The 25,466-nt window shown below is 61.6% G+C and carries 25 protein-coding genes and 1 tRNA gene; 8 read left to right on the top strand and 18 right to left on the bottom strand.

Annotation, left to right across the window (positions count from 1 at the left end; all coding sequences use genetic code 11):
- A complete protein-coding gene (gene mazG, locus NKJ46_RS20165; RefSeq protein ID WP_352666797.1) occupies positions 1–825 on the bottom strand; it encodes a nucleoside triphosphate pyrophosphohydrolase in 825 nt (274 codons plus the stop codon).
- A gap of 162 nt (positions 826–987) precedes the next feature.
- Complete coding sequence (locus NKJ46_RS20160) at positions 988–2,172, bottom strand: amino acid aminotransferase (protein ID WP_352666794.1); 1,185 nt, start codon at positions 2,170–2,172, stop codon at positions 988–990.
- A gap of 217 nt (positions 2,173–2,389) precedes the next feature.
- Between NKJ46_RS20160 and NKJ46_RS20155 the strand changes: the two genes are divergently transcribed.
- From NKJ46_RS20155 to NKJ46_RS20140, 4 genes are read left to right on the top strand one after another with little or no spacing between them, the layout of a single operon-like run.
- Positions 2,390–2,920, top strand: a complete 531-nt coding sequence (locus NKJ46_RS20155; protein WP_502903421.1) for a sigma-70 family RNA polymerase sigma factor — start codon at positions 2,390–2,392, stop codon at positions 2,918–2,920.
- Positions 2,920–3,693, top strand: coding sequence for an anti-sigma factor family protein (locus NKJ46_RS20150; RefSeq protein WP_352666789.1), 774 nt, complete (start codon positions 2,920–2,922; stop codon positions 3,691–3,693). The genes NKJ46_RS20155 and NKJ46_RS20150 overlap by 1 nt, the downstream gene beginning before the upstream one ends.
- Positions 3,694–3,717: 24 nt before the next feature.
- On the top strand, positions 3,718–4,425 hold the full coding sequence (locus tag NKJ46_RS20145) for a Bax inhibitor-1/YccA family protein (protein ID WP_352666786.1): 708 nt from the start codon (positions 3,718–3,720) through the stop codon (positions 4,423–4,425).
- Positions 4,426–4,457: 32 nt separating this feature from the next.
- A complete protein-coding gene (locus tag NKJ46_RS20140) occupies positions 4,458–5,009 on the top strand; it encodes a DUF2076 domain-containing protein (RefSeq protein WP_352666783.1) in 552 nt (183 codons plus the stop codon).
- 102 nt (positions 5,010–5,111) lie between these two features.
- Here the strand turns inward: NKJ46_RS20140 and NKJ46_RS20135 are convergent, their stop codons facing one another.
- The 9 genes from NKJ46_RS20135 to NKJ46_RS20095 form a co-directional block, all read right to left on the bottom strand.
- Positions 5,112–5,702 carry a hypothetical protein gene (locus tag NKJ46_RS20135; RefSeq protein WP_352666780.1) on the bottom strand — a complete coding sequence of 197 codons (591 nt, stop codon included), beginning with the start codon at positions 5,700–5,702 and terminating at the stop codon, positions 5,112–5,114.
- 191 nt (positions 5,703–5,893) lie between these two features.
- On the bottom strand, positions 5,894–6,712 hold the full coding sequence (locus tag NKJ46_RS20130) for an MBL fold metallo-hydrolase (protein WP_352666778.1): 819 nt from the start codon (positions 6,710–6,712) through the stop codon (positions 5,894–5,896).
- A gap of 3 nt (positions 6,713–6,715) precedes the next feature.
- Complete coding sequence (locus NKJ46_RS20125; RefSeq protein WP_352666776.1) at positions 6,716–7,510, bottom strand: TatD family hydrolase; 795 nt, start codon at positions 7,508–7,510, stop codon at positions 6,716–6,718.
- Complete coding sequence (metG, locus tag NKJ46_RS20120) at positions 7,510–9,096, bottom strand: methionine--tRNA ligase (RefSeq protein ID WP_352666881.1); 1,587 nt, start codon at positions 9,094–9,096, stop codon at positions 7,510–7,512. Before metG ends, NKJ46_RS20125 begins: the two co-directional genes overlap by 1 nt.
- A gap of 120 nt (positions 9,097–9,216) precedes the next feature.
- Positions 9,217–10,272, bottom strand: coding sequence for a DNA polymerase III subunit delta' (locus tag NKJ46_RS20115; protein ID WP_352666773.1), 1,056 nt, complete (start codon positions 10,270–10,272; stop codon positions 9,217–9,219).
- A complete protein-coding gene (gene tmk, locus NKJ46_RS20110) occupies positions 10,269–10,943 on the bottom strand; it encodes a dTMP kinase (protein WP_352666770.1) in 675 nt (224 codons plus the stop codon). The genes NKJ46_RS20115 and tmk overlap by 4 nt, the downstream gene beginning before the upstream one ends.
- 64 nt (positions 10,944–11,007) lie before the next feature.
- Positions 11,008–12,138 carry a D-alanyl-D-alanine carboxypeptidase family protein gene (locus NKJ46_RS20105; RefSeq protein WP_352666878.1) on the bottom strand — a complete coding sequence of 377 codons (1,131 nt, stop codon included), beginning with the start codon at positions 12,136–12,138 and terminating at the stop codon, positions 11,008–11,010.
- Positions 12,139–12,271: 133 nt separating this feature from the next.
- On the bottom strand, positions 12,272–13,495 hold the full coding sequence (locus NKJ46_RS20100; protein ID WP_352666768.1) for a septal ring lytic transglycosylase RlpA family protein: 1,224 nt from the start codon (positions 13,493–13,495) through the stop codon (positions 12,272–12,274).
- 272 nt (positions 13,496–13,767) lie between these two features.
- Complete coding sequence (locus NKJ46_RS20095; RefSeq protein ID WP_352666766.1) at positions 13,768–14,499, bottom strand: hypothetical protein; 732 nt, start codon at positions 14,497–14,499, stop codon at positions 13,768–13,770.
- Positions 14,500–14,960: 461 nt separating this feature from the next.
- Between NKJ46_RS20095 and NKJ46_RS20090 the strand changes: the two genes are divergently transcribed.
- The 4 genes from NKJ46_RS20090 (at position 14,961) to rimO (ending at position 18,035) form a co-directional block, all read left to right on the top strand.
- Positions 14,961–15,050 (top strand) — tRNA-Ser (locus NKJ46_RS20090).
- 281 nt (positions 15,051–15,331) lie between these two features.
- The gene (locus NKJ46_RS20085; protein WP_352666763.1) at positions 15,332–15,739 is read left to right on the top strand and encodes a DUF930 domain-containing protein; all 408 of its coding nucleotides are present in this window, start codon (positions 15,332–15,334) and stop codon (positions 15,737–15,739) included.
- A 171-nt stretch (positions 15,740–15,910) separates the two neighbouring features.
- Positions 15,911–16,570, top strand: coding sequence for a TerC family protein (locus NKJ46_RS20080; protein ID WP_352666760.1), 660 nt, complete (start codon positions 15,911–15,913; stop codon positions 16,568–16,570).
- A gap of 151 nt (positions 16,571–16,721) precedes the next feature.
- Entirely contained in the window at positions 16,722–18,035 is a 1,314-nt protein-coding gene (gene rimO, locus NKJ46_RS20075) for a 30S ribosomal protein S12 methylthiotransferase RimO (protein WP_352666758.1), read from the top strand.
- Between the two features lie 62 nt (positions 18,036–18,097).
- Here rimO and NKJ46_RS20070 read toward each other — a convergent pair whose 3' ends face one another.
- The 7 genes from NKJ46_RS20070 to NKJ46_RS20040 form a co-directional block, all read right to left on the bottom strand.
- Positions 18,098–19,165, bottom strand: a complete 1,068-nt coding sequence (locus NKJ46_RS20070; RefSeq protein ID WP_352621764.1) for a BMP family ABC transporter substrate-binding protein — start codon at positions 19,163–19,165, stop codon at positions 18,098–18,100.
- 47 nt (positions 19,166–19,212) lie between these two features.
- On the bottom strand, positions 19,213–20,187 hold the full coding sequence (locus NKJ46_RS20065; protein ID WP_352666755.1) for an ABC transporter permease: 975 nt from the start codon (positions 20,185–20,187) through the stop codon (positions 19,213–19,215).
- Positions 20,187–21,299 (bottom strand): ABC transporter permease, encoded by a 1,113-nt coding sequence (locus NKJ46_RS20060; protein WP_352666875.1) that lies wholly within the window; start codon positions 21,297–21,299, stop codon positions 20,187–20,189. Before NKJ46_RS20060 ends, NKJ46_RS20065 begins: the two co-directional genes overlap by 1 nt.
- Entirely contained in the window at positions 21,296–22,888 is a 1,593-nt protein-coding gene (locus NKJ46_RS20055) for an ABC transporter ATP-binding protein (RefSeq protein WP_502903420.1), read from the bottom strand. Before NKJ46_RS20055 ends, NKJ46_RS20060 begins: the two co-directional genes overlap by 4 nt.
- Positions 22,889–23,038: 150 nt before the next feature.
- On the bottom strand, positions 23,039–24,016 hold the full coding sequence (locus NKJ46_RS20050; RefSeq protein ID WP_352666749.1) for a quinone oxidoreductase family protein: 978 nt from the start codon (positions 24,014–24,016) through the stop codon (positions 23,039–23,041).
- An 18-nt stretch (positions 24,017–24,034) separates the two neighbouring features.
- Positions 24,035–24,811, bottom strand: coding sequence for a phosphatidylcholine synthase (gene pcsA, locus NKJ46_RS20045; protein WP_502893794.1), 777 nt, complete (start codon positions 24,809–24,811; stop codon positions 24,035–24,037).
- A 35-nt stretch (positions 24,812–24,846) separates the two neighbouring features.
- Positions 24,847–25,461 carry a DUF1326 domain-containing protein gene (locus tag NKJ46_RS20040; RefSeq protein ID WP_352666747.1) on the bottom strand — a complete coding sequence of 205 codons (615 nt, stop codon included), beginning with the start codon at positions 25,459–25,461 and terminating at the stop codon, positions 24,847–24,849.
- Positions 25,462–25,466: the final 5 nt, after the last annotated feature.

The raw sequence follows: 25,466 nt of genomic DNA, 5'->3' as shown, positions 1-25,466 counted from the left end.
TTACTTCGCGCTCTTTGCCTGCTGCCAGAGCGCTTCCATCTCGTCCAGCGTCGCCTCTTCGAGGCTATTTCCCGACGCTTGCAGCGTCCGCTCGACATAGTGGAAGCGCGACCGGAATTTTTCGTTGGTGCCGCCGAGTGCCGCTTCGGAATCAATTTTGAGGTGCCGGCCGAGATTGACGACCGCAAACAGCATATCGCCGAACTCGTCCTTGATCGGCGCAGTGTCGCCTTTGGCCAACGCCTCGCGTAGTTCGCCGATCTCCTCCTCGATCTTGTCGAGGATCGGCGCCGCCTCGCTCCAGTCGAAGCCGACGCGGGCGGCCTTTTCCTGCAGCTTCAGCGCCCGGGTAAGCGCGGGCAGGGCGACCGGCACGCTGTCGAGAAAGCCTTTGCCATGGTCTTCCGGGTCGAGCCCACGGGTGAGCCGCGCACTGCGTTTCTCAGCCTTTTCCTCTGCCTTGATCTTTTCCCACATGCCCTTGGCCATGCCGGCGCTGCGCGCCTTGTCGTCGCCAAAGACATGGGGGTGGCGGCGGATCATTTTTGTGGTGATGGCCTGGACCACATCGCCGAATGAAAATTCACCGGCCTCCTCGGCCATTTGCGCGTGGTAGACCACTTGCAGCAGGAGATCGCCGAGTTCATCCCGCAGATCGTCCAGGTCGCCGCGCGCAATGGCGTCCGCCACTTCGTAGGCTTCCTCGATCGTGTATGGCGCGATTGTCGAAAAGTCCTGCTCGATATCCCACGGGCAGCCGGTTTCCGGTGCTCGTAGCGCGGCCATTATCTCGATCAGCCGGGAAATGTCTTTTGAGGGTTTCATCAGGCGAACGCTATCCTGCACACGGCTGTGCGGCCAACGGCTTCAGCCGGCGAGGGCGCCTTGTCCACAGATGGGCGGCCAGACCATGATCCCGAACGGACCGACTGCGTCAGCGAAAAGTGGAAGCTGGTTTTCGGAAAGATCATGGTCAACCAAAAAGCATCAGTCGAGCACTGAGACGATCGCCTTGGCGAGCGCATCCATGCCGTCCTCGGGCAGGCCGGCAACGTTGATGCGGCTGTCGCCGACCATGTAGATGGCATGCTCGGCGCGCAACCGCTCGACTTGCGCTTCCGACAGGCCGAGCCGGGAAAACATACCGCGATGGCTGGCGACGAAATCGAAACGATCGGAGTTGGACTGCCGGCGCAGCGCCTCGGCGAACTGGACGCGCAGCCGCAGCATGCGCAGCCGCATCTCTTCAAGCTCTGCCTCCCAGTCGGAACGCAATGCGGGGTCTTCAAGCACGATGCGCACCGCGGCCGCGCCGTGGTCCGGCGGCATCGAATACATGGCGCGTGCCGCCGACAGCATCTGGCCCATCGCCAAATCCGCCTGCGCGCCGTCTTTCGCCATGATCAGCGCTGCACCGACGCGGTCGCGATAGACGGCAAAGTTCTTCGAGCAGCTCGAGGCAACGACCATTTCCGGAACTTTCGCCGCCAGAAGGCGCAAGCCGGCGGCATCCGCATCAAGCCCCTCGCCAAAGCCCTGATAGGCGATGTCGACAAAGGGCAGCAGGCCGCGCTCAACGACAAGATCGGCAATGGCAGCCCATTGCGGGATGTCTAGATTGGCGCCTGTCGGGTTATGGCAACAACCATGCAACAATACGACGTCGCCAGGATTCGCGGCTCTCAATGCATTCAGCATGTCGTCGAAGCGAACCGCACCAGAAGCAGCGTCGAAATAGGGGTATTCGCGTGTCTGCAGGCCAGCGGCGCGCATCACCGGCATGTGGTTCGGCCAGGTCGGATCCGACAGCCAGACCATCGCGTCGGTGCGGGTCCTTTTCAGCAGCTCTGCTACCAGCCGCAGCGCGCCGGAGCCGCCTGGCGCCTGCGCCGCACGAATGCGCGTCATGTCGGCTGCTGGGCCGAACACCAACCTGGCCATCGCCGCGTTGAAGGCGGTATCGCCGGCAAGGCCGAGATAGATCTTGGTATCCTGGCCTTGCAGCAGCCGCTTTTCGGCTTCGCGCACCGCGCGCATCACCGGCGTTTTGCCGTCGCGATCCCTATAGACGCCGACCCCGAGATCGACCTTGTCGGCACGCGGGTCGGCGCGATAGAGGCCGATCAAGGCCAGGATCTTGTCGGCAGGCGCGGGCTGGAGATTTTCGAACATCGATAAGGTTCCGTTGGCGGCGGAGTGATACGCAAACCGGCCATACTTTGCCAGCAGTTTCATATGCGCCAACTCGGCGTCGGTCTGCCTCGAGGGCGGCCGATACTATCTGCCGGGCGAAGGCAGGCGCGGTATCTCCCAGAACGCGAGCGCGGCGAGCCGCAAGAAAATTCGGGGAGGGCGGGATTAAAATGCCGACCTGCTCCGTAAACAGGACATGAAACGGCCGATGCCACGCTTCGATATTCTGGGACAGCTCGGTTCACTGCGCCGCTATGCACGCTCGCTGACACGCGACAGCGCCGATGCAGAGGATCTGGTGCATGATGCGCTGGTGCGTGCCTACGAGCGACGCGGCAGCTTCCGCTCCGGCGGAAATCTTCGCGTATGGCTGCTGTCGATCGTCCACAACGCGTTCATCGACGGCTTGCGATCCCGCAAATCCGAAGCAATGCGCATCGAACAGGCCGGCCATCTGGCCGAGGCGAATGTCCAGGCTCCGCAGGAACATTCGGTCCGTCTGGCGCAGGTGCGCGACGCTTTTTTCGAATTGCCGGAGGAGCAGCGTTCGGCGTTGTATCTCGTCGCCATCGAGGGGCTTAGCTATAGCGAGGCGGCCGAGATCAGCGGCGTGCCGTTGGGCACGCTGATGTCGCGCATCGGCAGGGCGCGTGCGGCCCTGCGCGAGATGGAGGACGTGGCACCGGCACGCGCAAAAGGCCATCTGAAGATCGTCGGAGGTCGGTGATGAACCAACTGCGCGATCCCGTGACCGACACCGATCTCGACGCTTATGTCGACGATCAGCTGGACGTGGCTCGTCGCATCGAGGTCGAGGCGTTCCTTTCGGCTCGCCCGGAAGCGGCCGCGCGGGTGATGGCCGACCTGCGGATGCGTGACGAATTGCGTGTGGCGCTTGCCGGATCGAAAGGCATGGCGCGGCCCGCGACGGCCGATGCTGCACGGCGGCTGGAACGGGCATTGGCGCGCGGCCGCGTCCTTGGTGCTTTGCAGAGAGCGGCGGCGGTCGCTGTCTTCGTCGCCGCCGGCTGGCTTGCGAACGGGCTCATCGGGCCGATATCGGTGACGGAAGTCGTCGCTTCGACCCATCCGCCCGCCTATGTAGAAGAGGCGGTGCGGGCGCACCGCACGACACTCATGCGTGAGGCGATGTCGTCCCAAACCGCGGCACCCGGCTACAACGCCGATGAAATCCGCGCCGCGACTGCGATCGTGATGCCATCGCTGCCAGCGGACTGGACGGTCCGTGACGTGCAGATCTATCCATCGCAATTCGGCCCGAGCGTCGAGATGGCCGTCGAGACAAAAGAGATGGGGCTGGTCTCGCTGTTCGCCATCCGGCCCGGAACATTCGACGTCGTCAAACCGACTGTCGTTCCCTCGGGCGAAGTTTCCTCGGCCTATTTCCAGATCGGCGAGGTCGCCTACGCGGTCGTCGGACGCAGCGATGTCGGCGGTCTCGATCGCACGGCCGAAGCGCTCGCCAAAACGCTCTACTGATCGACCTTCAAGAAGGAGAACCACATGAACAATCTCGGATATATCGGGGCCGGAGCCCGAGCCGGAGCCGTCTACGACGAAGGTCTGCGCCGGCACATGCTGCGCGTTTATAACTATATGGGCCTTGGCCTCGTCGTCACGGGCGTGATCGCGTTCTTGGTGGCTTCCACGCCCGCCCTTTACGTGCCGATCTTCTCCACCCCGCTGAAATGGGTGGTGATGCTTGCCCCGCTGGCCTTTGTGCTCTTGTTCTCGTTTCGGATGCAGACGATGTCGGCGGCCGGCGCCCAGGCGATGTTCTGGGCATTCTGCGCGGTCATGGGGCTGTCGCTGGCTTCCGTGTTCCTGGTCTTTACCGGCACCAGCATCGCACGCACCTTCTTCATCGCCGCCACCATGTTCGGCGCGACCAGCCTTTACGGCTACACGACCAAACGCGACCTGACGCAGTTCTCGTCGTTCCTGATCATGGGCCTGATCGGCGTGGTGATCGCCAGCATCGTCAATATCTTCCTGGGCTCGACCGCGCTCCAGTTCGCGATCTCGGTGATCGGCATCGCCGTCTTCATCGGCCTCACCGCCTGGGATACCCAGACTATCAAGGAGCAGTATGCGGAAAACTTCGGTGCGGAATCACAGCAGAAGCTCGCTGTCTTCGGTGCATTCTCGCTCTATCTGAACTTCATCAACATCTTCCAACTGCTGTTGAACTTCACCGGCGAGCGCGAATAGCCGGCGTTGGACCAAGACCGGAGTTGGACATTATGGACAGAAACGATCAACAGGCGATCGGACAGCTCTTCGAGAAATTGGCAAGCGTCGAGCGCCAGGCGCCGCCGCGCGATGCCGAAGCAGAGCGCTTCATCCAGGACCAGATCACCCAGCAGCCTGGGGCGCCATATTACATGGCCCAGACGATCGTGGTGCAGGAGCAGGCCCTGAACGCAGCTCAGGCACGCATCGAAGAACTGGAAGAGCAGGCGCAGCAGCCGGCCGGCGGTGGACCGCTCAGCGGCTTCTTCGGCCGCAGCGGCGGCAGGCGCTCAGGCTCGGTTCCGCGGGTAGGGCGCACCGCTTCCGTTGCAACTGGAGGGCCACAGGACACGCCACAGCGGGCAGGCGGCGGTTTTCTTGCCGGCGCCGCGCAGACCGCGATGGGCGTGGCGGGCGGCGTGCTGCTCGGCAACGCGATCGCCGGCATGTTTGGCGGCGAAGCGAAGGCAGCTGAACAGCCGACGCCGCAGCCGGACGAAGCCGATCAGGCAGGCGATTCCAGCTCCGATAATGGCGGGGATTTCGGTGATATGGAGTTCTGACGAGCGACCTAGCCCGTGCCTGTGCTGGCGCTGGTGACAATTGCGGGTCAGCATAGGCGAGGCGGCGAGGGCAACATCCGGGAAGCGAGCCCTCGCCGGCGGCTAATAGCCCAGGCGCTTCAGTTCAGCCTTGACCGCCGCGATCGTCTTGAAGCGGAAGTGCTTCGTTGTGCCGTCGCGCCAATGGCAGTCGCATGTGGCGTCGAACTTCCGGCTCGCTTTCAATTGAGTCAGCGCCTTCTGGCCTGGCTTGGGGTCATCGAAGATGCGAACTTCGTACAGCGTCCCTTCGACATCGTAGTGCATCTGAGCCCAGGAAAGTATCACGATCAGTTCTTTTGCCGGGTCGTGGTCGGCGTTGGCGAGGCCCAGCGCTATGTCCGGTGTGTCGCCCTCTTGTTCACCGAGCGTGACCTGGATTGCCCGATACCTGTTGTCAGCTAGCCGTTGCAGCGCGACGAGCGGGCGTTCCGGATAGTCCTCAGCGGTCTGGTAATCGACAAAGAGTGTCTGGAGGCCGTTCCAGCTCACGGCTGTGGTGTGCGGATCGGCGTTATCCGCGAACCCAACCACACGTTTCGCGAAAGCCAGGTCATTCTCGCCTGGAGCACGATCAAAGTCCTGCGCTCGCGCGCCAGTGAGCGCGCACGCGAGGGTGAGGGCAAGAGTTGCGAGCAGCGGGAGTGTCTTCATGATTCGCAACCCTAGCATGCCCGCTGTTGCGAATGTCCAAGAGTGACCGGTCTGATCTCACCGCCAACGGATGCTATAGGCTTTAGTCGCATAAGATAGATTATGGAACTGACGTGGCCGATTAGATGTGGCGTGAAGATAGCACCTCGCGAGATCCAACCCGGGAACCCCAGCCGTAAAACCTTGGTCCTTCACGCTGATTCATAAGGGATTTCGATCGTCATGCCGTCATAAGCAGGCTCGACGTTATCAGGCGTCTCGGCCATTACCGTGGCGTAGTCGAGCGGCACATGCATATGCGTCAGCACCGCGTTCTTCGGCGCCAGTCTTCCGATCCAGCCAAGCGCCTGGCCAAGCGACAGATGGCTCGGATGGACGGTGTATTGCAGCGCGTCGATAACCAGCATGTCCAGCCCGCGCAAACGCTTGGCGGTCGCCTCCGGAAAGTCGCTGACGTCAGGGCAATAAGCCAGCCCGCCGATGCGGAAACCCAGCGAGGTGATGTCGCCATGGAGCTGCAGCAGCGGTTCGAGGGTGAGGGCGCCGCCCTCGCCTTCGATCACCACCGGCCTGTGGTGGTCGATGATATGGGCGTTGACGATCGGCGGATACGAACTGCCTTTCGGTGTTTCGAAACAGTAGCGGAACGCCTCGCGTAGGCGCAGCATGGTGGCCTGATCGGCATGGATGTCGATCCGGTGGCGCTGCTCGAGCACAAAGCCGCGCAAATCGTCTATGCCGTGGATATGGTCGGCATGCGGATGTGTATAGACCACCGCATCGATGCGCTTGACCGATGCCAGCAGCATCTGCTCACGGAAATCCGGGCCGGTGTCGATGACGACCGTGGTTCGGGCGCCACTCGCCGCGATTCGCTCGACGAGCGCTGCGGTGCGCGTGCGCCGGTTCCGGGGATTCGCGGGATCGCAATTGCCCCAGTCGCCGGTGATGCGTGGCGTGCCCGGCGATGAGCCGCAGCCGAGGACGGTAAGGCGTAACCGGTCGCTCATGCGTCAGGCGCCCGGCGCGCTCGGGCGCGGCATTTTCCTGAACAGCCGGAAGAAATTATCCGTGGTGATATCAGCGATTTCGGCCTCGCCGACGCCAATCGTCTCGGCCAGCACCTTGGCTGTATGCGCGACATAGGCGGGCTCATTGCGCTTGCCGCGGAACGGTATCGGCGCCAGATATGGCGCATCGGTTTCAACCAGCAGACGGTCGCGCGGCGTATCGGCGGCGACGGCGCGCAGCTCGGCGGAGTTTTTGAAGGTCAGGATGCCGGAAAACGAAACGTAGCCGCCAAGCGCCACACCGATCTCGGCCAGCCTGCGTCCGGACGAAAAACAGTGCAGGATGAAGGGGAAGGCGCCCTTCCCTGTTTCTTCTTCGAGTATATCAGCCATGTCATCGTCGGCGTCGCGCGAATGGATGACCAGCGGCAGACCGGTCTCGCGCGCCGCAGTGATGTGGGTGCGAAAGCCCTGCGCCTGTGCATCGCGCGGCGCATGATCGTAGAAATAGTCGAGCCCAGCCTCGCCGATCGCCACGACTTTGCGATGAGCAGAGAGCCGCACCAGATCATCGACAGTGACATCAAGCTCTTCGGCCGCATTGTGCGGATGGGTGCCAACCGAGCAATAGACCTCATCGAAAGTTTCGGCAATCTCAAGCACTTGGCTAAATCGCTTCACCCTCGTCGAGATCGTCACCATTCGGCCGATGCCGGCCGTAAGGGCGCGGGCGACAATGGCCGCCCGCTCCTCGGCGAAGTCCGGAAAGTCGAGATGGCAGTGACTGTCGACCAGCATCAGGCGCTTGTATCCGTTTGCTCGACATAACGTGGAAATACCGGTTCCGGCGCCGGCAGAGCCGTGCCTGAAACCAGCGCGTGAGCCTCGGCGACATGCGCGAAGTCGCGGCTGTCTGGCGGCACCGCCAGCAGGTCGAGCAGCTTCGCCGCCGAAGTCGGGACCACCGGCTGGCAAAGGATCGCGATGCGCCGGATCGCCTCAGCGGTCGTCCACAACACCGTTTCCATGCGCGCCGGATCGGTCTTCTTCAGCGCCCATGGCTCCTGCCCGGCGAAATAGCGGTTGGCTTCGGCTACTACGCCAAAGATCGCCGCCAGAGCAAGGTGGATGCCCTGGTCGGCCATCGTCCTGCGCGCCGTGACAAGGGCGGTATCTGCCTGATCGAGGATCGCTTTGTCGGCATCGCTCAATTCGCCGCGCTTAGGCACCACGCCGCCGCAGTTCTTGGCGATCATCGACAGCGAGCGCTGCGCCAGATTGCCGAGATCGTTGGCGAGGTCGGCATTGGTGCGGTTGACGATGGCATCGTGACTGTAGCTGCCGTCCTGGCCGAACGGCACTTCGCGCATGAAGAAATAGCGCACCTGGTCGAGGCCGTAGTGCTCGATCATCGCGAACGGGTCGACGACATTGCCGACCGACTTCGACATTTTCTCGCCACGGTTGAACAGAAAACCATGTGCGAACACGCGCTTCGGCAATTCGATGCCGGCCGACATCAGGAATGCCGGCCAGTAGACCGCGTGGAAGCGGATGATGTCCTTGCCGATGACGTGGACGTTTGCTGGCCAGAAAGACCATCTCTCATTAGCCGGATCCGGATAACCGGCGGCGGTGATGTAGTTGGTTAGGGCATCGACCCAGACATACATCACATGCTTCTCATCGCCGGGCACCGGCACGCCCCATTTGAATGTGGTGCGCGAGATCGACAGATCCTTCAGGCCGGATTTGACAAAGCTGATGATTTCATTGCGCCGCTCCGCCGGTCCGACGAATTCGGGGCTGTTCTCGTAGAGCGCGAGCAGTCTGTCCTGATAGGCGGAAAGGCGGAAGAAATAGCTCTCTTCCTCGGTCCATTCGACAGGCGAGCCGAGCGGTTCGCGGCGCACGCCGTCGTCACCGACCTTGGTTTCGGCCTCGTCGAAATAGGCTTCCTGCCGCACCGAATACCAGCCGCTGTAGCGGTCGAGGTAGATGTCGCCATTCTCCGCCATGCGCGTCCAGATCGCCTGGCAGGCCTTGTAATGACGCTCCTCGGTGGTGCGGATGAAAACATCGTTCGAGCAACCGGTCGCTTCGAGCATCGAGCGAAAGATCGCCGAGTTGCGATCGGCAAGCGCTTTCGGCGTCAGGCCTTCGGCGTCCGCCGTCTGCTGCATCTTCAAACCGTGCTCGTCGGTTCCCGAGACGAAGAAGACGTCCTTGCCATCGAGCCGCTGGAAGCGGGCCAGCGTGTCGCTGGCGATGACATTGTAGGCATGGCCGATATGCGGCTTGCCGTTCGGATAGAAAATCGGCGTCGTGACGTAGTATTTTTCGCGTGCCATGGATGAGCCGTCATGAATGTCTGAATGAAAGATGTCGCGGTGAGATATCGCATCGAAACGGCAATTGCCATCCGACGCCAATGTGGTGGCTTCGAAGTTCCTGCGATTGATTGGGAATCAATACTCAGGGCTCAAAAGCCACGCCAGCGGCCGTCACATTCGCATTGCAGAATTCAGGCGGTCGATCATGGTCAGGGCGTGCTGCTTTTTGTCGAGGTTGTAGGTCTCGGTTTCAGATATAGCGTTCAAAGCCTCGTGCCAAGTATCCGACAGCGTTTTGGCCCGCGCGAGATCGCCGGCGAGCGCGGCCTGGCTGGCGCAGGCCGACAGCAGATCAAGCGCGCGGCGATTGAATATCTCGAACGGGATCGCCTGGTCGCGGCCGGCGACCGCCTCGGCAAGACGGTAGGCGCCTGCGACATCTATCTTTTTGGACATCACCAGAGCGTCGAGGGTGGCGGCGATTTCAAGCCCGCCATACTGCGTCAACAGGATCGCATTGCGCGCGCTGCCCCCTGCCCGCTGCGCCAGCGCCGCGCGCGCCGCAGGATCCTCCGGTGGCGGCGGCTCGATGCCCTCCAGAATCGTCATCAAGCTCTCGGCATCGAGCGGCGCCAACCGCACCATCTGGCAGCGCGACCGGATCGTCGGCAGCAGACTGCCCGGCGCATGGACGATGAGGATGAACAAGGTGCGCGCGGGTGGCTCTTCAAGATTCTTCAGCAAGGCATTGGCAGCATTGGTGTTCATGTCGTCGGCGGGATCGACGATAACCACCCGGTAGCTGCCGTCGTGCGAGGTCAACGACAGAAAACGGCTGACCTTGCGGATTTCGTCGACCGTGACCACTGTCTTGAAGCTCTTGGTCTTGTCGTTGGCGGGGCGTGTAAGATGCAGCACCGAAGGATGTGCCCCGGTGGCGATCTGACGAAACAGTGACGAAGCCGGATCTGGAACGGCAAGGCTTTCCGGCGCCTGCTCGAAGGCCGGGTGCTTCAACAGATGATGCGCCAGGTGAAAGGCCAGCGTCGCCTTGCCGATGCCAACCGGTCCGGCAAAGATCAGTGCGTGCGGCAGCTTTCCCGAGCGGTAAGCGGTGGCCAGCATGTTGGCCGCTTGCAGGTGACCGACAAGACGTGGCGTCTCGGATGGCTCTGGCACCCCGTCCAGCGTGTCGTGCTGTTCGGGCGCGATGCGTTCGAAAATCATGCCGGCGCCGCCTGCCTTCTTTGCGCCGGCATCATCCTCTCGAGAGCCGCAAAGACGGTGGCGGTAACGACATCCTCCACCGCATCTAGGTCGGCTGACGCATCGACGACGACGCAGCGTTCGGGTTCAGCTGCGGCGATCGCGAGAAACGCCTCACGCCGGCGTTGGTGGATGGCCAATGTTTCCTTCTCGAAGCGGTCCGGTCCGTCAGTGCTGCCCCGCCGGGCGGTAGCGCGCCTCAAGCCCTCGGCAGGGTCGATGTCGAAGATCAGTGTCATGTCCGGCACCATGCCGTTGATGGCGACCTTCTCCAACGCGTCCATGAATGCCGGGTCGAGGCCGCCGGTGACGCCCTGGTAGACGCGCGAGGAATCCATGAAACGATCGCAAAGCACGACTGAGCCGCGCTCGACCGCCGGCCGGATGACCTGTTCGACATGGTCGGATCGCGCAGCGGCGAAAAGCAACGCTTCCATCTTGGGGCCGAACGGCTCGGCTGCGCCTGAAAGCAGGACATGCCTGACGGCCTCCGCGCCCGGCGAGCCACCCGGCTCACGTGTCACCAGCACATCGTATTTCTTGGCGCGCATCTTCTTTGCCAGTCGCTCGATCTGCGTCGACTTGCCTGCTCCTTCGCCGCCTTCAAAAGTGATGAAAAATCCGCGCGCCAAAGCCTTTGTCCATACTTCGGGGACCGTATAGTCCCGGCGGGAAAAAAGGTCCACCGCGACGGTGCTAACGCAGCCAGCCGACGGCCAGTTCCTTGGCGGCATCGAGCGCGCGCTGCGGCAGCGAGCCGACACCGATCGACTCGGCGGCAAACAGCGGCGTCTCCTGGCTCAGCGTATCGCCGATCCAGACGCGCAGCGCACCGACCGGCTGCCCCTCCTCCACCGGCGCTGCAACCGGTCCGTCATAGACGATCCTGGCGGTGAGCTTGTCGCGGTTGGTGATCGGCAGGAAGATCTGCACCGGTCCTTTTGCCTTTAACGCGACACCGGACTTGGCGCCGCCAAAGACCTGGGCTTCGCCAACCACTTCGTCCTTGGCGAATATTTCAGTCTTCTCGAAGGAGCGAACGCCCCAGTCGAGCAGCTTTCGCGCTTCCTCGGCACGCTCACGGTCGTTTGCCAGGCCGCTCATCGCCGCGATCACCCTTGTGCCATTGTGGCTGACCGAGCCGACGATGCCGAACCCGGATTGCTCGCTCGCGCCGACCGCGAGCCCGTCGGCGCCTACATCCATGGCCAGCAGCGGATTGCGGTTCCTCTGGGAAATCTTGTTCCAGGTAAAATCCTTCTGGCCGTAATAGCGGTAGAGATCCGGGTAGTTGCGCCAGATATGCAGCGCCAGAAGCGCGAGTTCGCGAACGCTCGTTTGCTGCCCATCGGCCGGCAGACCGGTGGAATTGACGAAGGTCGATTTCTGCAAGCCGATCTGGCGGGCACGCTCGGTCATCTGCGCCGCGAAGTTTGCCTCGGACCCGGCCATCCCTTCAGCGATGACGATACAGCCGTCATTGGCCGCCTGCACGGTCACGCCCTGGATCAGGTCTTCCAGCCTGATCGTCGACTTGAGCTTGGCGAACATGGTCGATGTCCCCGAAGGAGCGCCGCCTTTGCGCCAGGCGTTCTCGCTCACCACGAAGGTGTCATCGAGCGTCATGCGCCCTGATTTGATGGCGTCGAAGACCACTTCCATCGTCATCAGCTTGGCCAGCGAGGCCGGCGGGATCAAGCTGTCGGCGTCCTTGGAAAACAGCACGGTTCCGGTGTCGGCATCGATCATGAAGGCCTGCGCGGCCTTGGTCTCGAAAAGCTGTGCTGAGGCCGGCGCAAGCGAGAGCAGCAGCAGGCCGAGCGCCATAAGCCCGGTGAAAGGGTGAAAAAATTTCATCAGGGTTCGACCAGTGAGCCGGCGCTTTTGCAAGTTGGCGGAAGCCATCAGGCTTTTCCCTGGCGGATCAATCGCGCACGAAAAAAACCAGGCAGCCCCGAGCTCAGTTGCGTACAGCAAGCGCATCCGGCGCACCATGCGACCACGCTGCCTGCAGCATCTCGTCCAGGCTACCACGGCCGTCGGCAAAGAGGTTGACCGAGTACCAGTCCTTGCCTTCAAGTTCCGAGCGCTGGATCTCGGTCTTGCCGAAGCTGGAAAGCTGGGCCGCCACACGCTCCGCTTCGGCGGCATCCTCGAACGAACCCGCCGCGACATAGGCCGCGGGCGACCCGGTTGGAGGAGCTTGCCGCTTCCACGATTGAAGAATTTCGGCGGGCGACATGCCGGCGCCATCCAGCTCGGCGAACGCGTTGGAGGCACGCTGCACGCGCTCGTCCGCATAAGACAGCGACGCCACGGTGAACGGCGATTGCGCCGGCAGGTTGATCTCCGGACGCTCTGGCACGATCGGGCCGAAATCGGGCAGTACAATGTCTCCCGAAGCAGATGCTTGCACCGCCATGACAGGCCCTGCATCGGATCCCTGCCCGGAATTTGTCAGCTGACCGGGGAACGGCACGGCAGCAGCGCTCACGGGCAGGCTTGGCGACGGCCCATTCATCGCGACCATGACACCGCTGGGCAGACCGTCCGACGGATCCGGCGCCCTGTTGCCTGGACGATACGAAGCCATAAGATACTGCCCGTCATTGCCTTCGAGCGGCGCACGGCCGACATATTCGACCTTCACCTCGGCCGTACCGATATTGGCATAATCGAGCATTTCAGCAGCGCGCTTCGACACATCGATGATGCGTCCATCATGATAGGGTCCGCGATCGTTGACGCGCACAATCACCGAGCTGCCGGTCTTCATGTTGGTGACCCGCGCATAGCTCGGCAGCGGCATGGTCGGATGCGCCGCCGTCAGATCTGCCATGTCGTAAACTTCGCCGTTGGCGGTCAACCGGCCGTGGAACGCCTCACCGTACCAGGACGCGAGGCCAACCTTGGCGTAACGTTTGTCTTCCTTCGGATAATACCACTTGCCGCGCACCTGATAGGGCTTGCCGAGTTGGTCGCGTCCCCGAGATGTCTTGAACATCACGCGCGGGCTGGCTTTCACGCCATACTCGGCTTCCGAAAAATATTCCTTGGAACGAGGTTTCTTGTTGACCATCGCCTTTTGCTGCGGCCCGGCACATGCCGCAAGAAAGGCTGCCGACAAGGCAAACAGCGCGAAAGCGGAAGCGCGACGAAGACGCGGGCGCGCCGTGGTCTGCATATTTTGATCGTCCCCTATAGCATCGACGAAGGCACCGCAGCATGAACGTCAGCGATGCCAAAGCACCCACTCCAGAAACGCCGGCGACGCCCTACCCCAACCCTTTTTGTGCGCAGGAATTGTTTATCACCGTATTAACCGATTGTGGTCAGAACCGGGCGAGATTGTGGCACGGATCGTCTCGCCGATCGGCATGAAAGTCATCGCTTATCGATCAGCAACGCGGTTCGTGGCCCGCCTTGCCCTTGGCCTGGCCTGGCTGCCAGCGCAGATCAGGGACCGAAGATCACAAGCTCGGTGAACGTCAGATCTCCAGGTGCGGGTGGTCTGGGACCTTTGAAGTATTTCAGCCCCTTGTTGGGCCGGTACCATCCCACCAAACCTGGAATCGGCTCCTTGGCGTCGACAAAGCAAACCAGGATTCCGCTTCGCAAGAGAAACCGCCCCGTCGCACCGGCGCAGCGGCTCAAATCCGCAAGCGAGCGGCAATAGATGACCTGATGGGATCGGATAGCACCGTGCAACATTCGGCGCGGCATCAACACCAGGGGGAACGCTGCTCCGTCGCAAATGCAGATCAACGACAGGCAGCCCAGCGCGGCGTGTTCCTCGAGTATGTATCTCTCATCCTCGGGCAGCATCGCCAATTCCGGAAGATCGGGACGCACTTCGACTACGCGACATGACCGCTGCGCCGAACTTAAAGCCGGCAAGAAGGTAAATTGTCCGCTGGAGAAGAGCCGAAAGCCGAGCGCCCGGTTGGCTTTCAATGTCGCTTGTGCCGGCGAAATGTTCGTGTAGGTCACGTCCTTCCGCTTGAGAACCGCCGCTACCAACATGGCACCATAAGGACGGAATTCTGCATCGACTGACCAGCTTGAAAGATTGCAGCGGATTTCCTCGCTCTCCGACCCCTGATAGCGAGCATAAAGGGTGAGCACAACGCCGACGATCTGACCGGCGTGCTCCAAGGCAAAGCCATATTGTGGGAACTCGGCAACCACAGGCCGCTGCGACAAGCGGGTCAGAGCGTGTGTCCAGTAGCTCCGGTTACGCGCCGGAAAGCCCCTGCACAGGCAATCGACCACTCCCTCCCAGTCGGTTTCGCAGATTGGTCTACAGCGGAGACCGGGCGGGAGAGCGCCAAGTACGGCCAAAATCAACTCCAGAATACGATTTACTTACATGTCCCTAATGCGCTCAACATATCAGCGCTCAACGATTAATACTCCGTGCGGGTTTTAAAAACGATTTTCCACACTCAGCACAAAACACAGCTCGCCATGGCGCTTCTCACCGTCCTGGATCGCGCCGAAAGGTGCGGCCGCCACGGTTGACTTGGCGTTGAATGCGGCTTTACAGGAATGGAACGCGAACCGGTCGGGGAACGTCCTGGTGCCAATCCGGTACCGACAGCTCGAACCCGCTCCTCTCGCGATATCCTAAGTGATTGAAAAGTCACCTTGGAGGGATGGCCGAGCGGTTTAAGGCACCGGTCTTGAAAACCGGCGTGGGTGCAAGCCCACCGTGGGTTCGAATCCCACTCCCTCCGCCATATCCGGCCAATTTCTTCAATCCTGCAGGCATGACGTCGAGTTTTCCGCTCGTCGGATTCTCGACTGCCTGGTTTTAACAGGCCGGTCCGCGTCGGGGAGAACCGCCGCTCTGCCCCATGCCGCGCGCCACCTCTCGCGTCGCTGAAATGCGACAGGTGCTGATCGCGGCAACGATACCAGGTACCGGTGATACTATTGCGTAATCAACAACCTGCCACAAAGCGAAGACTGTCACCCGCCGCGCAGCCGCGCTTCGTCGGGTTGATTTCTCCGCCCGGATATGGTGCTTCTCCCGCCTATGAATAGACTATTTTCTGCGGTCCTCGCATGGACGATAGTGGCTTGGCCGGCCAGCGCAATGGACAGCGCATTGCGCGCCGGCCTGCTGAAACTCGATCCGCAAACCCGGCTGGAGCAGCGATGCGACGCCGAAATTCTCGACCGGATTACCCGCGACGACCACAAATACAAAGCCGATCGTGTCGTCGCCTACGCTTTTGCGACGCCCGAAATGGGCGCCGATGCGATCAAGAGCCCGGGTGCTGCGTTTCGCAGCAAGGGACAATGGTACCGGCTGAAATTCAGATGCGAGACAGCGCCGGACCAGGTGGAAGTCCTGCAGCTCCGCTACCGGATCGGTGATGAAATTCCGGAAAGCGACTGGCCCAAATACAACCTCTATAACTAGGCATTCGGGAGCTGTGGCCGCATTTTGCCAGTGTTTCGGCCCGATTGTCGCAAACTCTGTATATAGCTGACCTTGTTCCAACCAGTCCCTTGACGCGCGGGAACCATACACGTTAGGCCCTCCAGGCATTCGACGCGAACGGTCGGCCAACCAGCAAGGGACTTCCAGTCGATGGAAATTTTCACTGCCGCGGGCTTCTCTGCCCTGCTCCAGGTCATCGCCATCGACCTCGTGCTTGCAGGCGATAACGCCATCGTCATCGGCCTGGCCGCGGCGGGCTTGCCGGTCGAGCAGCGCAAGAGAGCGATTCTCATCGGCGTGGTGGCGGCGACGGTGCTGCGTATCGGTTTTGCCGCGATCACCGTCACTCTGCTGCAGATTGTCGGCCTGCTGCTGGCCGGCGGCATCTTGCTGCTGTGGGTGTGCTGGAAGATGTATCGCGAGCTGCGCACGTCGCATGCCGACGAGGTGGAGGCGACCGAAGCGCTGTCCAATTCCGATATCAACAGCGATCATATGGTGGCCGGCAAGGCGCGTAAGAAGACCTTGGGTCAGGCGGCATTGCAGATCGTCATCGCCGACGTGTCGATGTCGCTCGACAACGTGCTGGCGGTCGCCGGCGCAGCGCGCGATCACTTCCAGGTGCTGGTGATTGGCCTCGTCCTTTCGATCGCGCTGATGGGCCTTGCCGCGAGCTTCATCGCCAAGCTGCTGCACCGCCATCGCTGGATCGCCTATATCGGCCTTTTGATCATCTTCTATGTCGCACTCGACATGGTCTACCGGGGCGCGGTGGAAGTCTTGCCGCATGTCAGCAGTGCGGTGAGCTGACGCGTCGACTCGAATTCGCATCGGCCGGCCTTTCAGCTTCGGCGAGCCTTCGTCGAAGCTGGCGGTTGCGTTTCGCCGCAGCCGCTGCCCATACCAATGCGGCAACAAGTGTGATACTGCGCCGCCAATCCTGAAAATCCGGAAAGCTTTGATGTCCGCCCCTCGCGTCAGTTTCGTCAGCCTTGGATGCCCGAAAGCCCTTGTGGATTCGGAGCGCATCATCACGCGCCTGCGCGCCGAAGGCTACGAGATCGCCCGCAAGCACGACGGTGCCGACCTGGTCGTCGTCAACACTTGTGGCTTCCTCGATTCGGCCCGCGACGAATCACTCAACGCTATCGGCTCGGCACTTTCAGAGAATGGCAAAGTCATCGTCACCGGCTGCCTCGGCGCCGAGCCGGACGTCATCCGTGAAAGACATCCCAACGTCCTCGCCATCACCGGCCCGCAAGCCTATGAAAGCGTGATGGCGGCAGTGCATGAGGCTGCCCCCCCGAGCCACGATCCCTACATCGACCTTTTGCCGCCGCAGGGCGTCAAGCTGACGCCGCGCCACTATGCATATCTCAAGATTTCGGAAGGCTGCAACAACCGCTGCACCTTCTGCATCATACCGGCGCTGCGTGGCAACCTCGTATCGCGGCCCGCCGCCGACGTGTTGCGCGAAGCCGAGAAGCTGGCCAAGGCCGGCGTCAAGGAGATCCTCGTCATTTCGCAGGACACAAGCGCCTACGGCATCGACATCAAGTATCAGGCAAGCCAGTTCGGCGACCGCGAAGTACGGGCGAAATTCTTGGATTTGTCGGAGGAACTCGGCAAGCTCGGTGTCTGGGTGCGCATGCACTATGTCTATCCCTACCCGCATGTCGCAGACGTCATCCCACTGATGGCCGAAGGCAAGATTCTTCCCTATCTCGACATTCCGTTCCAGCACGCCTCGCCGCAGGTGCTGAAGAATATGCGTCGGCCAGCTCATGGCGAAAAGACGCTCGAGCGCATTCGCGGCTGGCGCGAAGTCTGTCCGGACCTTGCCATCCGCTCCACCTTCATCGTCGGCTTCCCCGGCGAGACGGATGACGATTTCGAGATGCTGCTCGACTGGCTGGACGAGGCCAAGATCGACCGCGCCGGCTGTTTCAAATACGAGCCGGTTAGAGGCGCCCGCTCCAACGAGCTCGGCCTCGAGCAAGTGCCGCAGGAGATCAAGGAAGCCCGCTGGCACCGCTTCATGCAGCGCCAGCAGAAGATTTCGGCAACGCAGCTCACCAAGAAAATTGGCAAGCGCCTGCCGGTCCTGATCGACGAGGCGCATGGCAATGCGGCCAAGGGCCGGACCAAATACGATGCGCCCGAAATCGACGGTTCGGTCCATATCCAGTCGCGGCGGCCATTGCGCGCCGGCGACATCGTCACGGTCAAGATCGAGCGCGCTGACGCTTACGACCTTTACGGCTCAGCTGTCTGATATTCCGTCCAAAACAAAAGGGCGCCGCGTGGCGCCCCTTCGTTCGATATGTTTCCGGCTGCCTACTGCGGCAGCTTGTCGTCGACGCCCTTCACGTAGAAATTCATGCCGAGCAGCGTGGCGTCGTCGGCGACCTCGCCCTCCTTCAGCCAAGGTGTGCCGTCCTGCTTGGCGATCGGCCCGGTGAAGGGGTTCCAGCCGTCGGCGATCTTCTTGGTGGTGGCTTCGGCCATCGCCTTGACGTCGTCGGGCATGTTGGTGAACGGCGCCAGCTTGACGGCGCCGTCCTTAATGCCGAGCCAGACATTGTCGGGCTTCCAGGTGCCGTCGAGCGCCGCCTGGACGCGGCTGATGTAGTAGGGACCCCACTCGTCGGTCAGCGCGGTCAGCTGCGCGTGCGGCGCGAACTTGATCATGTCGGAGGACTGCCCGAAGCCGTGCAGCTTGCGCTCCTCCGCCACCTGCAAGGCAGCGGTCGAGTCGGTGTGCTGGACAATGATATCGGCGCCCTGGTCGAACAATGCCTTGGCAGCGTCGGCCTCCTTGCCCGGATCGAACCAGGAGTTCACCCACACGATCTTCGCCTTGAAGTTCGGGTTGATCGACTGTGCGCCGAGCATAAAGGAATTTATGCCCATCACCACTTCTGGGATCGGGAAGGAAACGATGTAGCCGGCGACGCCCGACTTCGATTGCTTGGCGGCGATCTGGCCAAGCACGTAGCGGCCTTCATAGAAACGCGCATTGTAGATGCCGAGATTTTCAGCCGTCTTGTAACCGGTGGCATGCTCGAACATCACCTTGGGAAATTTCTTGGCGATCTTCACTTCCGGGTCCATGAAGCCGAAGGACGTGCCGAAAATGATCTTGCATCCCTCGCGCGCCAGGCGCTCGAAGGCGCGATCGGCATCGGGGCCTTCGGAGACGTTTTCGAGATAGGCGGTCTCGACCTTGTCGCCGAGTGCCTTTTCCACCTCGAGGCGACCTTGGTCGTGCTGGTAGGAGTAGCCGAAATCGCCGATCGGGCCGGTGTAGACCCAGCACGCCTTCAGCTTGTCCGCCGCCTCGGCTGAGGCCGCCAATGACAATGCGGCCGTCGTCGCCATCAGGGCAATAAGCAGTTTTTTCATTGTGTTACCTCTCTGAGTTAAGCCTTGGAGCTTCCGTCTTTTTGTTGTCAACGATCCGGAACGAATGGCTGGCCCAAGGAGGCCGGCGTGTTCATCATCGTCAAACGCTTGTTGCGCGAGATTAGAACGAGAACCACGACGGTTGCCAGATAGGGCAGCGAAGAAAGCAGTTGCGAGGGAAACGATTTTAAGAACGAAATTAACTTGTAGAGCAACCAGGGGGCGTCGACGAAGTCCTGCAGATTTATGGCTTGGACGTGAAGCTGGCCAACCCAGATCGCGCCGAAAATATAGGCGCCGGCCAGCACCCGCCATGGCCGCCAGGAGGCGAAAACGACCAGAGCCAGCGCGATCCAGCCGCGGCCGGCGGTCATGTTCTCCACCCATTGCGGTGTGTAGACCAGCGATAGGTGACCGCCGGCGAGGCCGGCACAAGCGCCGCCGAAAATCACTGAGAGATAACGGTAGCGGATGACGTGAATGCCAAGCGCATGGGCGGATGCATGGCTGTCGCCGATCGAGCGCAGCGTGAGCCCGGTGCGGGTCTTGAACAGGAACCACATGACGGCGGCGGTCAGCGCGATCGAGATGTAAAAGATTGGATCCTGACCGAACAGCAGCCTGCCGACGACCGGGATTGCGGTCAGGCCGGGAATATCGAGGTTAGGCAATCTCTCGCCGGGCTGGCCGACAAAATTCGTCCCCATCATGCCGGAAAGACCGAGGCCGAGCAGTGTCAGGGACAGGCCGGTTGCCACCTGGTTGGTGGCCAGCGACAGCGTCATGACGGCGAACAGCAGCGAGAACACTGCCCCCATGGCAATTGCCGCCAACAGCCCTATCCACGGCGAGCCGGTGAGATAGCCGGCGCCGAACCCGCCGACCGCACCCATGATCATCATGCCTTCGACGCCGAGATTGAGCACGCCGGAACGTTCGACCACCAGTTCGCCGATCGCCGCGATCAGCAGCGGCGTCGCCGCCGTGGCGATGGTCAAGAGTATGTTGACGGTGATGTCCATCAGCGGGCTTCCTCCAGTTTCGGCGCCGCCTCGAGCTTCGGCGCGGAAAAGCCGGTCAGGCGAATGCGGTAATGGATGAGCGTGTCGCAGCCGAGCACGAAGAACAAAAGCATGCCCTGGAACACTCGCGCCACCTTGTCGGAGATGCCGAGCGCGCTTTGCACTGCCTCGCCGCCGAGATAGGTCAGCGCCAGCACAAGCCCTGCGGCGACGATGCCGAGCGGATTGAGCCGGCCGAGGAATGCCACGATGATGGCGGTAAATCCGTAGCCGGGCGAGATCACCGGCTGCAATTGTCCGATCGCGCCCGAGACCTCCGAAATCCCTGCAAGTCCGGCCAGTGCGCCCGACAGCAGGAAGGCAAAGAAGACCATACGGTTAAGGCCAAACCCGGCGAAGCGCCCTGCCCTCGGGCTTGAGCCGAGCACGCGGACCTCGAAGCCTTTTAGCATGCGGCTCATCAGGATCCAGATCAGTATCGCCGCGATCAGCGCGAAGACAAATCCCCAGTTTGCCCGGCCGGATTCCGGGAGGAGTTCCGGCAGTATGGCCGAGTCGTTGAACTGGATGGTTTGCGGGAAACCATGCCCCTGCGGATCGCGCCATGGCCCGCGCACCAGCCAATCGAGGAAGAGCTGGGCGACATAGACCAGCATCAGGCTGGTCAGGATCTCGTTGGTGTTGAAGCGCGTCTTCAGCAGTGCCGGGATTGCAGCATAGGCGGCCCCGCCGACCATGCCGAGCAGAAGCATCAGCGGCAGCACCAATGGGCCTTCCAACTGCGGAAACAGCACGGGGATGATCGAGCCGACAATGCCGCCCAGGATGAACTGGCCTTCGGCGCCGATGTTCCAGATGTTGGCCTTGTAGCAGACCGACAGTCCGACCGCGATCAGGATCAGGGGGGCGGCCTTGATCGCCAGCTCATGCAGCTGCCAGACCTGGCTGATCGGTTCGATGAAGTAGATGCGGAACGCAGTCAACGGGTTGACGCCGAGCAGCGCGAACATGATGGCACCGGCAATGATCGTCAAAACGAAAGCGATGAAAGGCGAGAGTGCCGAAAACAGCATCGAGCGCTGCGGGCGTTTTACAAGTTCGAGGCGCATCAGGCCGTCTCCAGCGTATGTTCGGCATGCCCGGGTTCGGCGCCGCCCATCAGCAGCCCGATCTTCTCGAATGTCGCTTCAGCTATCGGCAGCGGCTTCGAAAGTTCGCCATTGTGCATGACCGTGATCGCATCGGAAATCTCGAACAGCTCGTCGAGGTCCTGGCTGATCACCAGCACCGCCGAGCCGCTGCGCGCCAGTTCGATCAGCGCCTGGCGGATGTGGGCCGCCGCACCCGCGTCGACCCCCCAGGTCGGCTGATTGACCACCAAGACGCTCGGCCGGCGGTCGAGTTCGCGGCCAACGATGAATTTCTGCAGATTGCCGCCCGAAAGAGCCGCAGCCTCCGGATCCGGCGAGCTCTTGCGCACGTCCATTGCCTTTATGATGCGCTGGGCAGCGGTATAGATCGCATCGCCCTTGACCATTCCACCGGCGCTGACAAACATCTTGCCATCGGTGGCGTGGCGCGACAGGAGCAGGTTCTCCGAAAGCTTCATGCGCGGTGCTGCGCCATGGCCGAGCCGCTCTTCCGGGACGAAGGCAGCGCCCATCAGGCGCCTGCCTGTGATGGTGAGGCCGCCGGCATCCTTACCGCGGATGCGGACCGAGCCGGCATCCTGCTGCAGCACCTCGCCGGAAACGGATTCGAAAAATTCGCCCTGGCCGTTGCCCGCCACACCGGCAATGCCGATCACCTCGCCGGCGCGGACTTCAAGATTGATGTTCCTGAGCGGGATCGAGAACGGGGTCGCCGGCTTGCGGGTGAGTTCGCGGATTTGAAGCAGCACCGGCGCGGTCTCGATACCCTCGGCCGGCGCCCGCATCACGGCCTGCACCTCGTTGCCGACCATCATCCGCGCCAACGAAGACGCGGTTTCCTGGCGCGGATTGCAATGGCCGACCACCTTGCCGTGACGCAGCACGGTGGAGCGGTCGCAGATCCGTTTGACCTCTTCCAGCCGGTGCGAAATGTAGAGGATGGACTTTCCTTCCGAACGCAGCCGTTCGAGCGTCTCGAACAGCTTATCGGCCTCCTGCGGCGTCAGCACCGAAGTCGGCTCGTCGAGGATGATGAGTTGTGGCGTCTGCAGCAGGCAGCGGATGATTTCGATACGCTGACGCTCGCCGACCGACAGATCACCGACCAGCGACAGCGGATCGAGAGGCAGGCCGTAACTGTAGGAGAGCGCCCTCGCCTTGGCCGCGATCGTGCTGATCGGCGAGCCGTCATCCAGCGACAGCGCGATGTTCTCCGCAGCCGTCAGCGCTTCGAACAGCGAAAAATGCTGGAAAACCATGCCGATGCCGAGCTTTTTTGCGGTACCGGGGCTGGTGATCCTGACCGCCTGGCCATTCCAGAAAATCTCGCCGGAATTCGGTTCCAGCGATCCAAACAGCATTTTCACCAGGGTCGACTTGCCGGCGCCGTTCTCGCCAAGCAACGCATGGATCTCGCCCTTGGCGATGTTGAGATCGACATGGTCGCACGCCGTCAATGTGCCGAATATCTTTGTGAGGCCGCGAACCTCAAGCAGGTTTGCGCCGTCCTGATCTGCACTCACGGTGCCTCCATCTGGTTTGCCAGACATGTTCTGTGTTCCCGCAAGCATCGTATGCGCGGGCTGCTCTCTACGGTAAGCGCCTCGCGACTTGAAAGAGCTTCAAGAATTTCAGCGGAAACTCAAGCGGTAAAGAGCAGTTCGCAAGAACGGCGGCGTTGGCGGGCCGAAAATGCGGGCTCAAGGGATAAGTATTGTTGTCCCGGTGGTCCGGCGCCCTTCGAGATCGGCATGCGCCTTGCCCGCATCGCTGAGCGCGTAACGCTGGTTGATCTTGATCTTGACGGCGCCGCTGAGCACCACATCGAACAAGGCGGCGGCGGAAGCCTCGAGATCTTCGCGCCTGGCATTGTAGACGAACAGCGTCGGCCGCGTTGCGAACAGCGAGCCCTTCTGCGCCAGCAGCGAGATGCTGAAAGGTGGGATCGGCCCAGACGATTGACCGAAGCTGACGAACGTGCCGAGCGGCCGCAGGCAATCGAGCGAGGCTGGAAACGTGTCGTTGCCGACCGAGTCATAGACAACGTCGCATTTCTTGCCACCGGTGATAGCGGCAACGCCGGCCACGAAATCCTGTTCGCGATAGTTGATCACGTGGTCGAAGCCATGCGCCTTGGCGATCTCGATCTTGTCGGTGGAACTCGCCGTGCCGATCACTGTCGCGCCGAGATGCTTGGCCCATTGGCCGAGGATCAGCCCGACACCGCCGGCCGCCGCATGAAACAGGATCGTGTCGCCAGCTTTCACCTTGAATGTACGGCGCAACAAGTACTCGGCGGTCATGCCCTTTAGCATCATCGCTGCGGCCTGTTCGTCGCTGATGCCGTCCGGCACCTTCACCACGCGGTCGGCGGCGATCACGCGCTGCCCGGCATAGGCGCCGGTCGTCACGGCGTAGGCGATGCGATCGCCGGGTTTGAGCCAGTCGACGTCCGAGCCGACATCCAAGACCACGCCGGCCGCCTCGCCGCCGGGGATCAGCGGAAATCCGCCCTGCGGCGGATAAAGGCCAGAGCGATAATAGACGTCGATGAAATTGAGACCGATCGCGGTGTGCTTGACCAGGATCTGTCCCGAGCCCGGCTGCCCGGGATCGGCATCCTCATAGGTCAGGACCTCCGGGCCGCCATGGGCATGGATGCGGATCGCTTTGGACATTTTCTGGCTCTCTTGGGATCAGGCTTTCTTGTCCGGCTTGGCGCCGAGATTTGGGAAGAACTGCATGATAGCGCCGATGCAAGCGAGGTAAAGTCCGGTGACCGTAATCCCGATCTTGATGAAATCGCTGACCTGCTCGCCCAGCACGCCAATCTGGTCGTAGAAGGAGGCAAGTGCGGCCTGCGCCAGCGCCAGCGCGCCGAAAGCGCACCAAAGCAGCGTCATGCCGAGATTGATTGGCCGCAGCCGCTTCACCCGCACCGGATGGATGAAATTGATCGGCACGAAGGTGAGAATGCCGGCCACCACGACCACGGCGAAGGAAACCCATTGTCCGGGCTCGATGACGAACAGCGTGAACACCACCATGTTCCAGACGACCGGAAAGCCCTTGAAGAAATTCTCCTTCGTCTTCATGCCGGTATCGGCATAGTAGATTGCGCTCGACACCACGATTATCGCCGCCGACAGGAACGACAGGCGCTCGCCCATGAAGCCGCGCTGATAGAGCGCGAAGGCCGGAATCAACACGTAGGTCACGTAGTCGATGATGTTGTCGAGCAGTTCGCCAGACCATGTCGGCAGGATTTCCTTGACGTCGAGCTTCCTGGCGATCGGCCCATCGATGCCATCGACGAAAAGTGCCAGGCCCAGCCACCAGAACATCGCCGTCCAGCGCTGCTCGCTTGCTGCCACTAGCGACAGAAACGCCAGGAATGAGCCCGACGCGGTCAAGAGATGGACCGAGAACGCCCGCGCCTGCGGCCATGTGACTTTCTTCTTCGGCCGCGGAATCCGGTCGGCGATTTTCCTGGCCGTCGTCTTCTTGCTCACGGGCCCCGCCAGTCCAGCTTGCAGATTTCGGCCGAACGGCCAGCAAAGTTCCAGTTGCGGCCAAAGGCCCGCATTTTGCTCTTGTCGGATTTGGCGACGATGATTTCCGGCGCAATCCAGTATTCCGAATTGCTGATGACCGTATCCTTGTCGCGATCCTTTCCGGTGATTGGCGTCACCGCGCCATCGATGATCTTCGGTATCTGGAAGATGCGCGTTTTCTCACGCGTCTCGTAGGTGATCGGCACCTGCTCGGCGCCGAGGAACTGTCCGACCAGGATGGAGAGCAGCGATGTGGTTCCACCGGCCTTGCCGGTGAAGATCTTGGTCAGTGCCTTCATAGCGTAAACCGAGGCGCGCTTGTCGATGAACAAACCGGCCGTCCAATTGCCGCGACTCATATAACCGGGGATTTCCATGACCAGCCCAAGATTGAGACCGGACAGGTCGACCTCGCCGAAATGACCGGCATCGATGCGGAATCCGGCCCAGGTCTGGCAATAGCCTTCGGTCGGCGGATGATTGCCGAGCGACAGCACGCAAGGGCAAAAAACCGTGCAATTGCAGGAGAGGACGAGCTCTCCCTTCATTGCCCAGTTTTGATCCGTCATCGAAT

This window comes from Mesorhizobium sp. M0166, assembly GCF_040322255.1.
In the GTDB taxonomy this organism is placed as follows: domain Bacteria; phylum Pseudomonadota; class Alphaproteobacteria; order Rhizobiales; family Rhizobiaceae; genus Mesorhizobium.
The sequence above is the reverse complement of the archived record's forward strand: the minus strand, read 5'-3'. Positions and strand labels throughout refer to the sequence as shown.

Coding starts and splice junctions, on each gene's coding strand:
- mazG (WP_352666797.1), bottom strand. CDS start 825: ATGAAACCCTCAAAAGACATTTCCCGGCTGATCGAGATAATGGCCGCG.
- NKJ46_RS20160 (WP_352666794.1), bottom strand. CDS start 2,172: ATGTTCGAAAATCTCCAGCCCGCGCCTGCCGACAAGATCCTGGCCTTG.
- NKJ46_RS20155 (WP_502903421.1), top strand. CDS start 2,390: ATGAAACGGCCGATGCCACGCTTCGATATTCTGGGACAGCTCGGTTCA.
- NKJ46_RS20150 (WP_352666789.1), top strand. CDS start 2,920: ATGAACCAACTGCGCGATCCCGTGACCGACACCGATCTCGACGCTTAT.
- NKJ46_RS20145 (WP_352666786.1), top strand. CDS start 3,718: ATGAACAATCTCGGATATATCGGGGCCGGAGCCCGAGCCGGAGCCGTC.
- NKJ46_RS20140 (WP_352666783.1), top strand. CDS start 4,458: ATGGACAGAAACGATCAACAGGCGATCGGACAGCTCTTCGAGAAATTG.
- NKJ46_RS20135 (WP_352666780.1), bottom strand. CDS start 5,702: ATGAAGACACTCCCGCTGCTCGCAACTCTTGCCCTCACCCTCGCGTGC.
- NKJ46_RS20130 (WP_352666778.1), bottom strand. CDS start 6,712: ATGAGCGACCGGTTACGCCTTACCGTCCTCGGCTGCGGCTCATCGCCG.
- NKJ46_RS20125 (WP_352666776.1), bottom strand. CDS start 7,510: ATGCTGGTCGACAGTCACTGCCATCTCGACTTTCCGGACTTCGCCGAG.
- NKJ46_RS20115 (WP_352666773.1), bottom strand. CDS start 10,272: ATGATTTTCGAACGCATCGCGCCCGAACAGCACGACACGCTGGACGGG.
- NKJ46_RS20105 (WP_352666878.1), bottom strand. CDS start 12,138: ATGGCGCTCGGCCTGCTGCTGCTCTCGCTTGCGCCGGCCTCAGCACAG.
- NKJ46_RS20100 (WP_352666768.1), bottom strand. CDS start 13,495: ATGCAGACCACGGCGCGCCCGCGTCTTCGTCGCGCTTCCGCTTTCGCG.
- NKJ46_RS20085 (WP_352666763.1), top strand. CDS start 15,332: ATGGTGCTTCTCCCGCCTATGAATAGACTATTTTCTGCGGTCCTCGCA.
- NKJ46_RS20080 (WP_352666760.1), top strand. CDS start 15,911: ATGGAAATTTTCACTGCCGCGGGCTTCTCTGCCCTGCTCCAGGTCATC.
- rimO (WP_352666758.1), top strand. CDS start 16,722: ATGTCCGCCCCTCGCGTCAGTTTCGTCAGCCTTGGATGCCCGAAAGCC.
- NKJ46_RS20070 (WP_352621764.1), bottom strand. CDS start 19,165: ATGAAAAAACTGCTTATTGCCCTGATGGCGACGACGGCCGCATTGTCA.
- NKJ46_RS20065 (WP_352666755.1), bottom strand. CDS start 20,187: ATGGACATCACCGTCAACATACTCTTGACCATCGCCACGGCGGCGACG.
- NKJ46_RS20055 (WP_502903420.1), bottom strand. CDS start 22,888: ATGTCTGGCAAACCAGATGGAGGCACCGTGAGTGCAGATCAGGACGGC.
- NKJ46_RS20050 (WP_352666749.1), bottom strand. CDS start 24,016: ATGTCCAAAGCGATCCGCATCCATGCCCATGGCGGCCCGGAGGTCCTG.
- NKJ46_RS20040 (WP_352666747.1), bottom strand. CDS start 25,461: ATGACGGATCAAAACTGGGCAATGAAGGGAGAGCTCGTCCTCTCCTGC.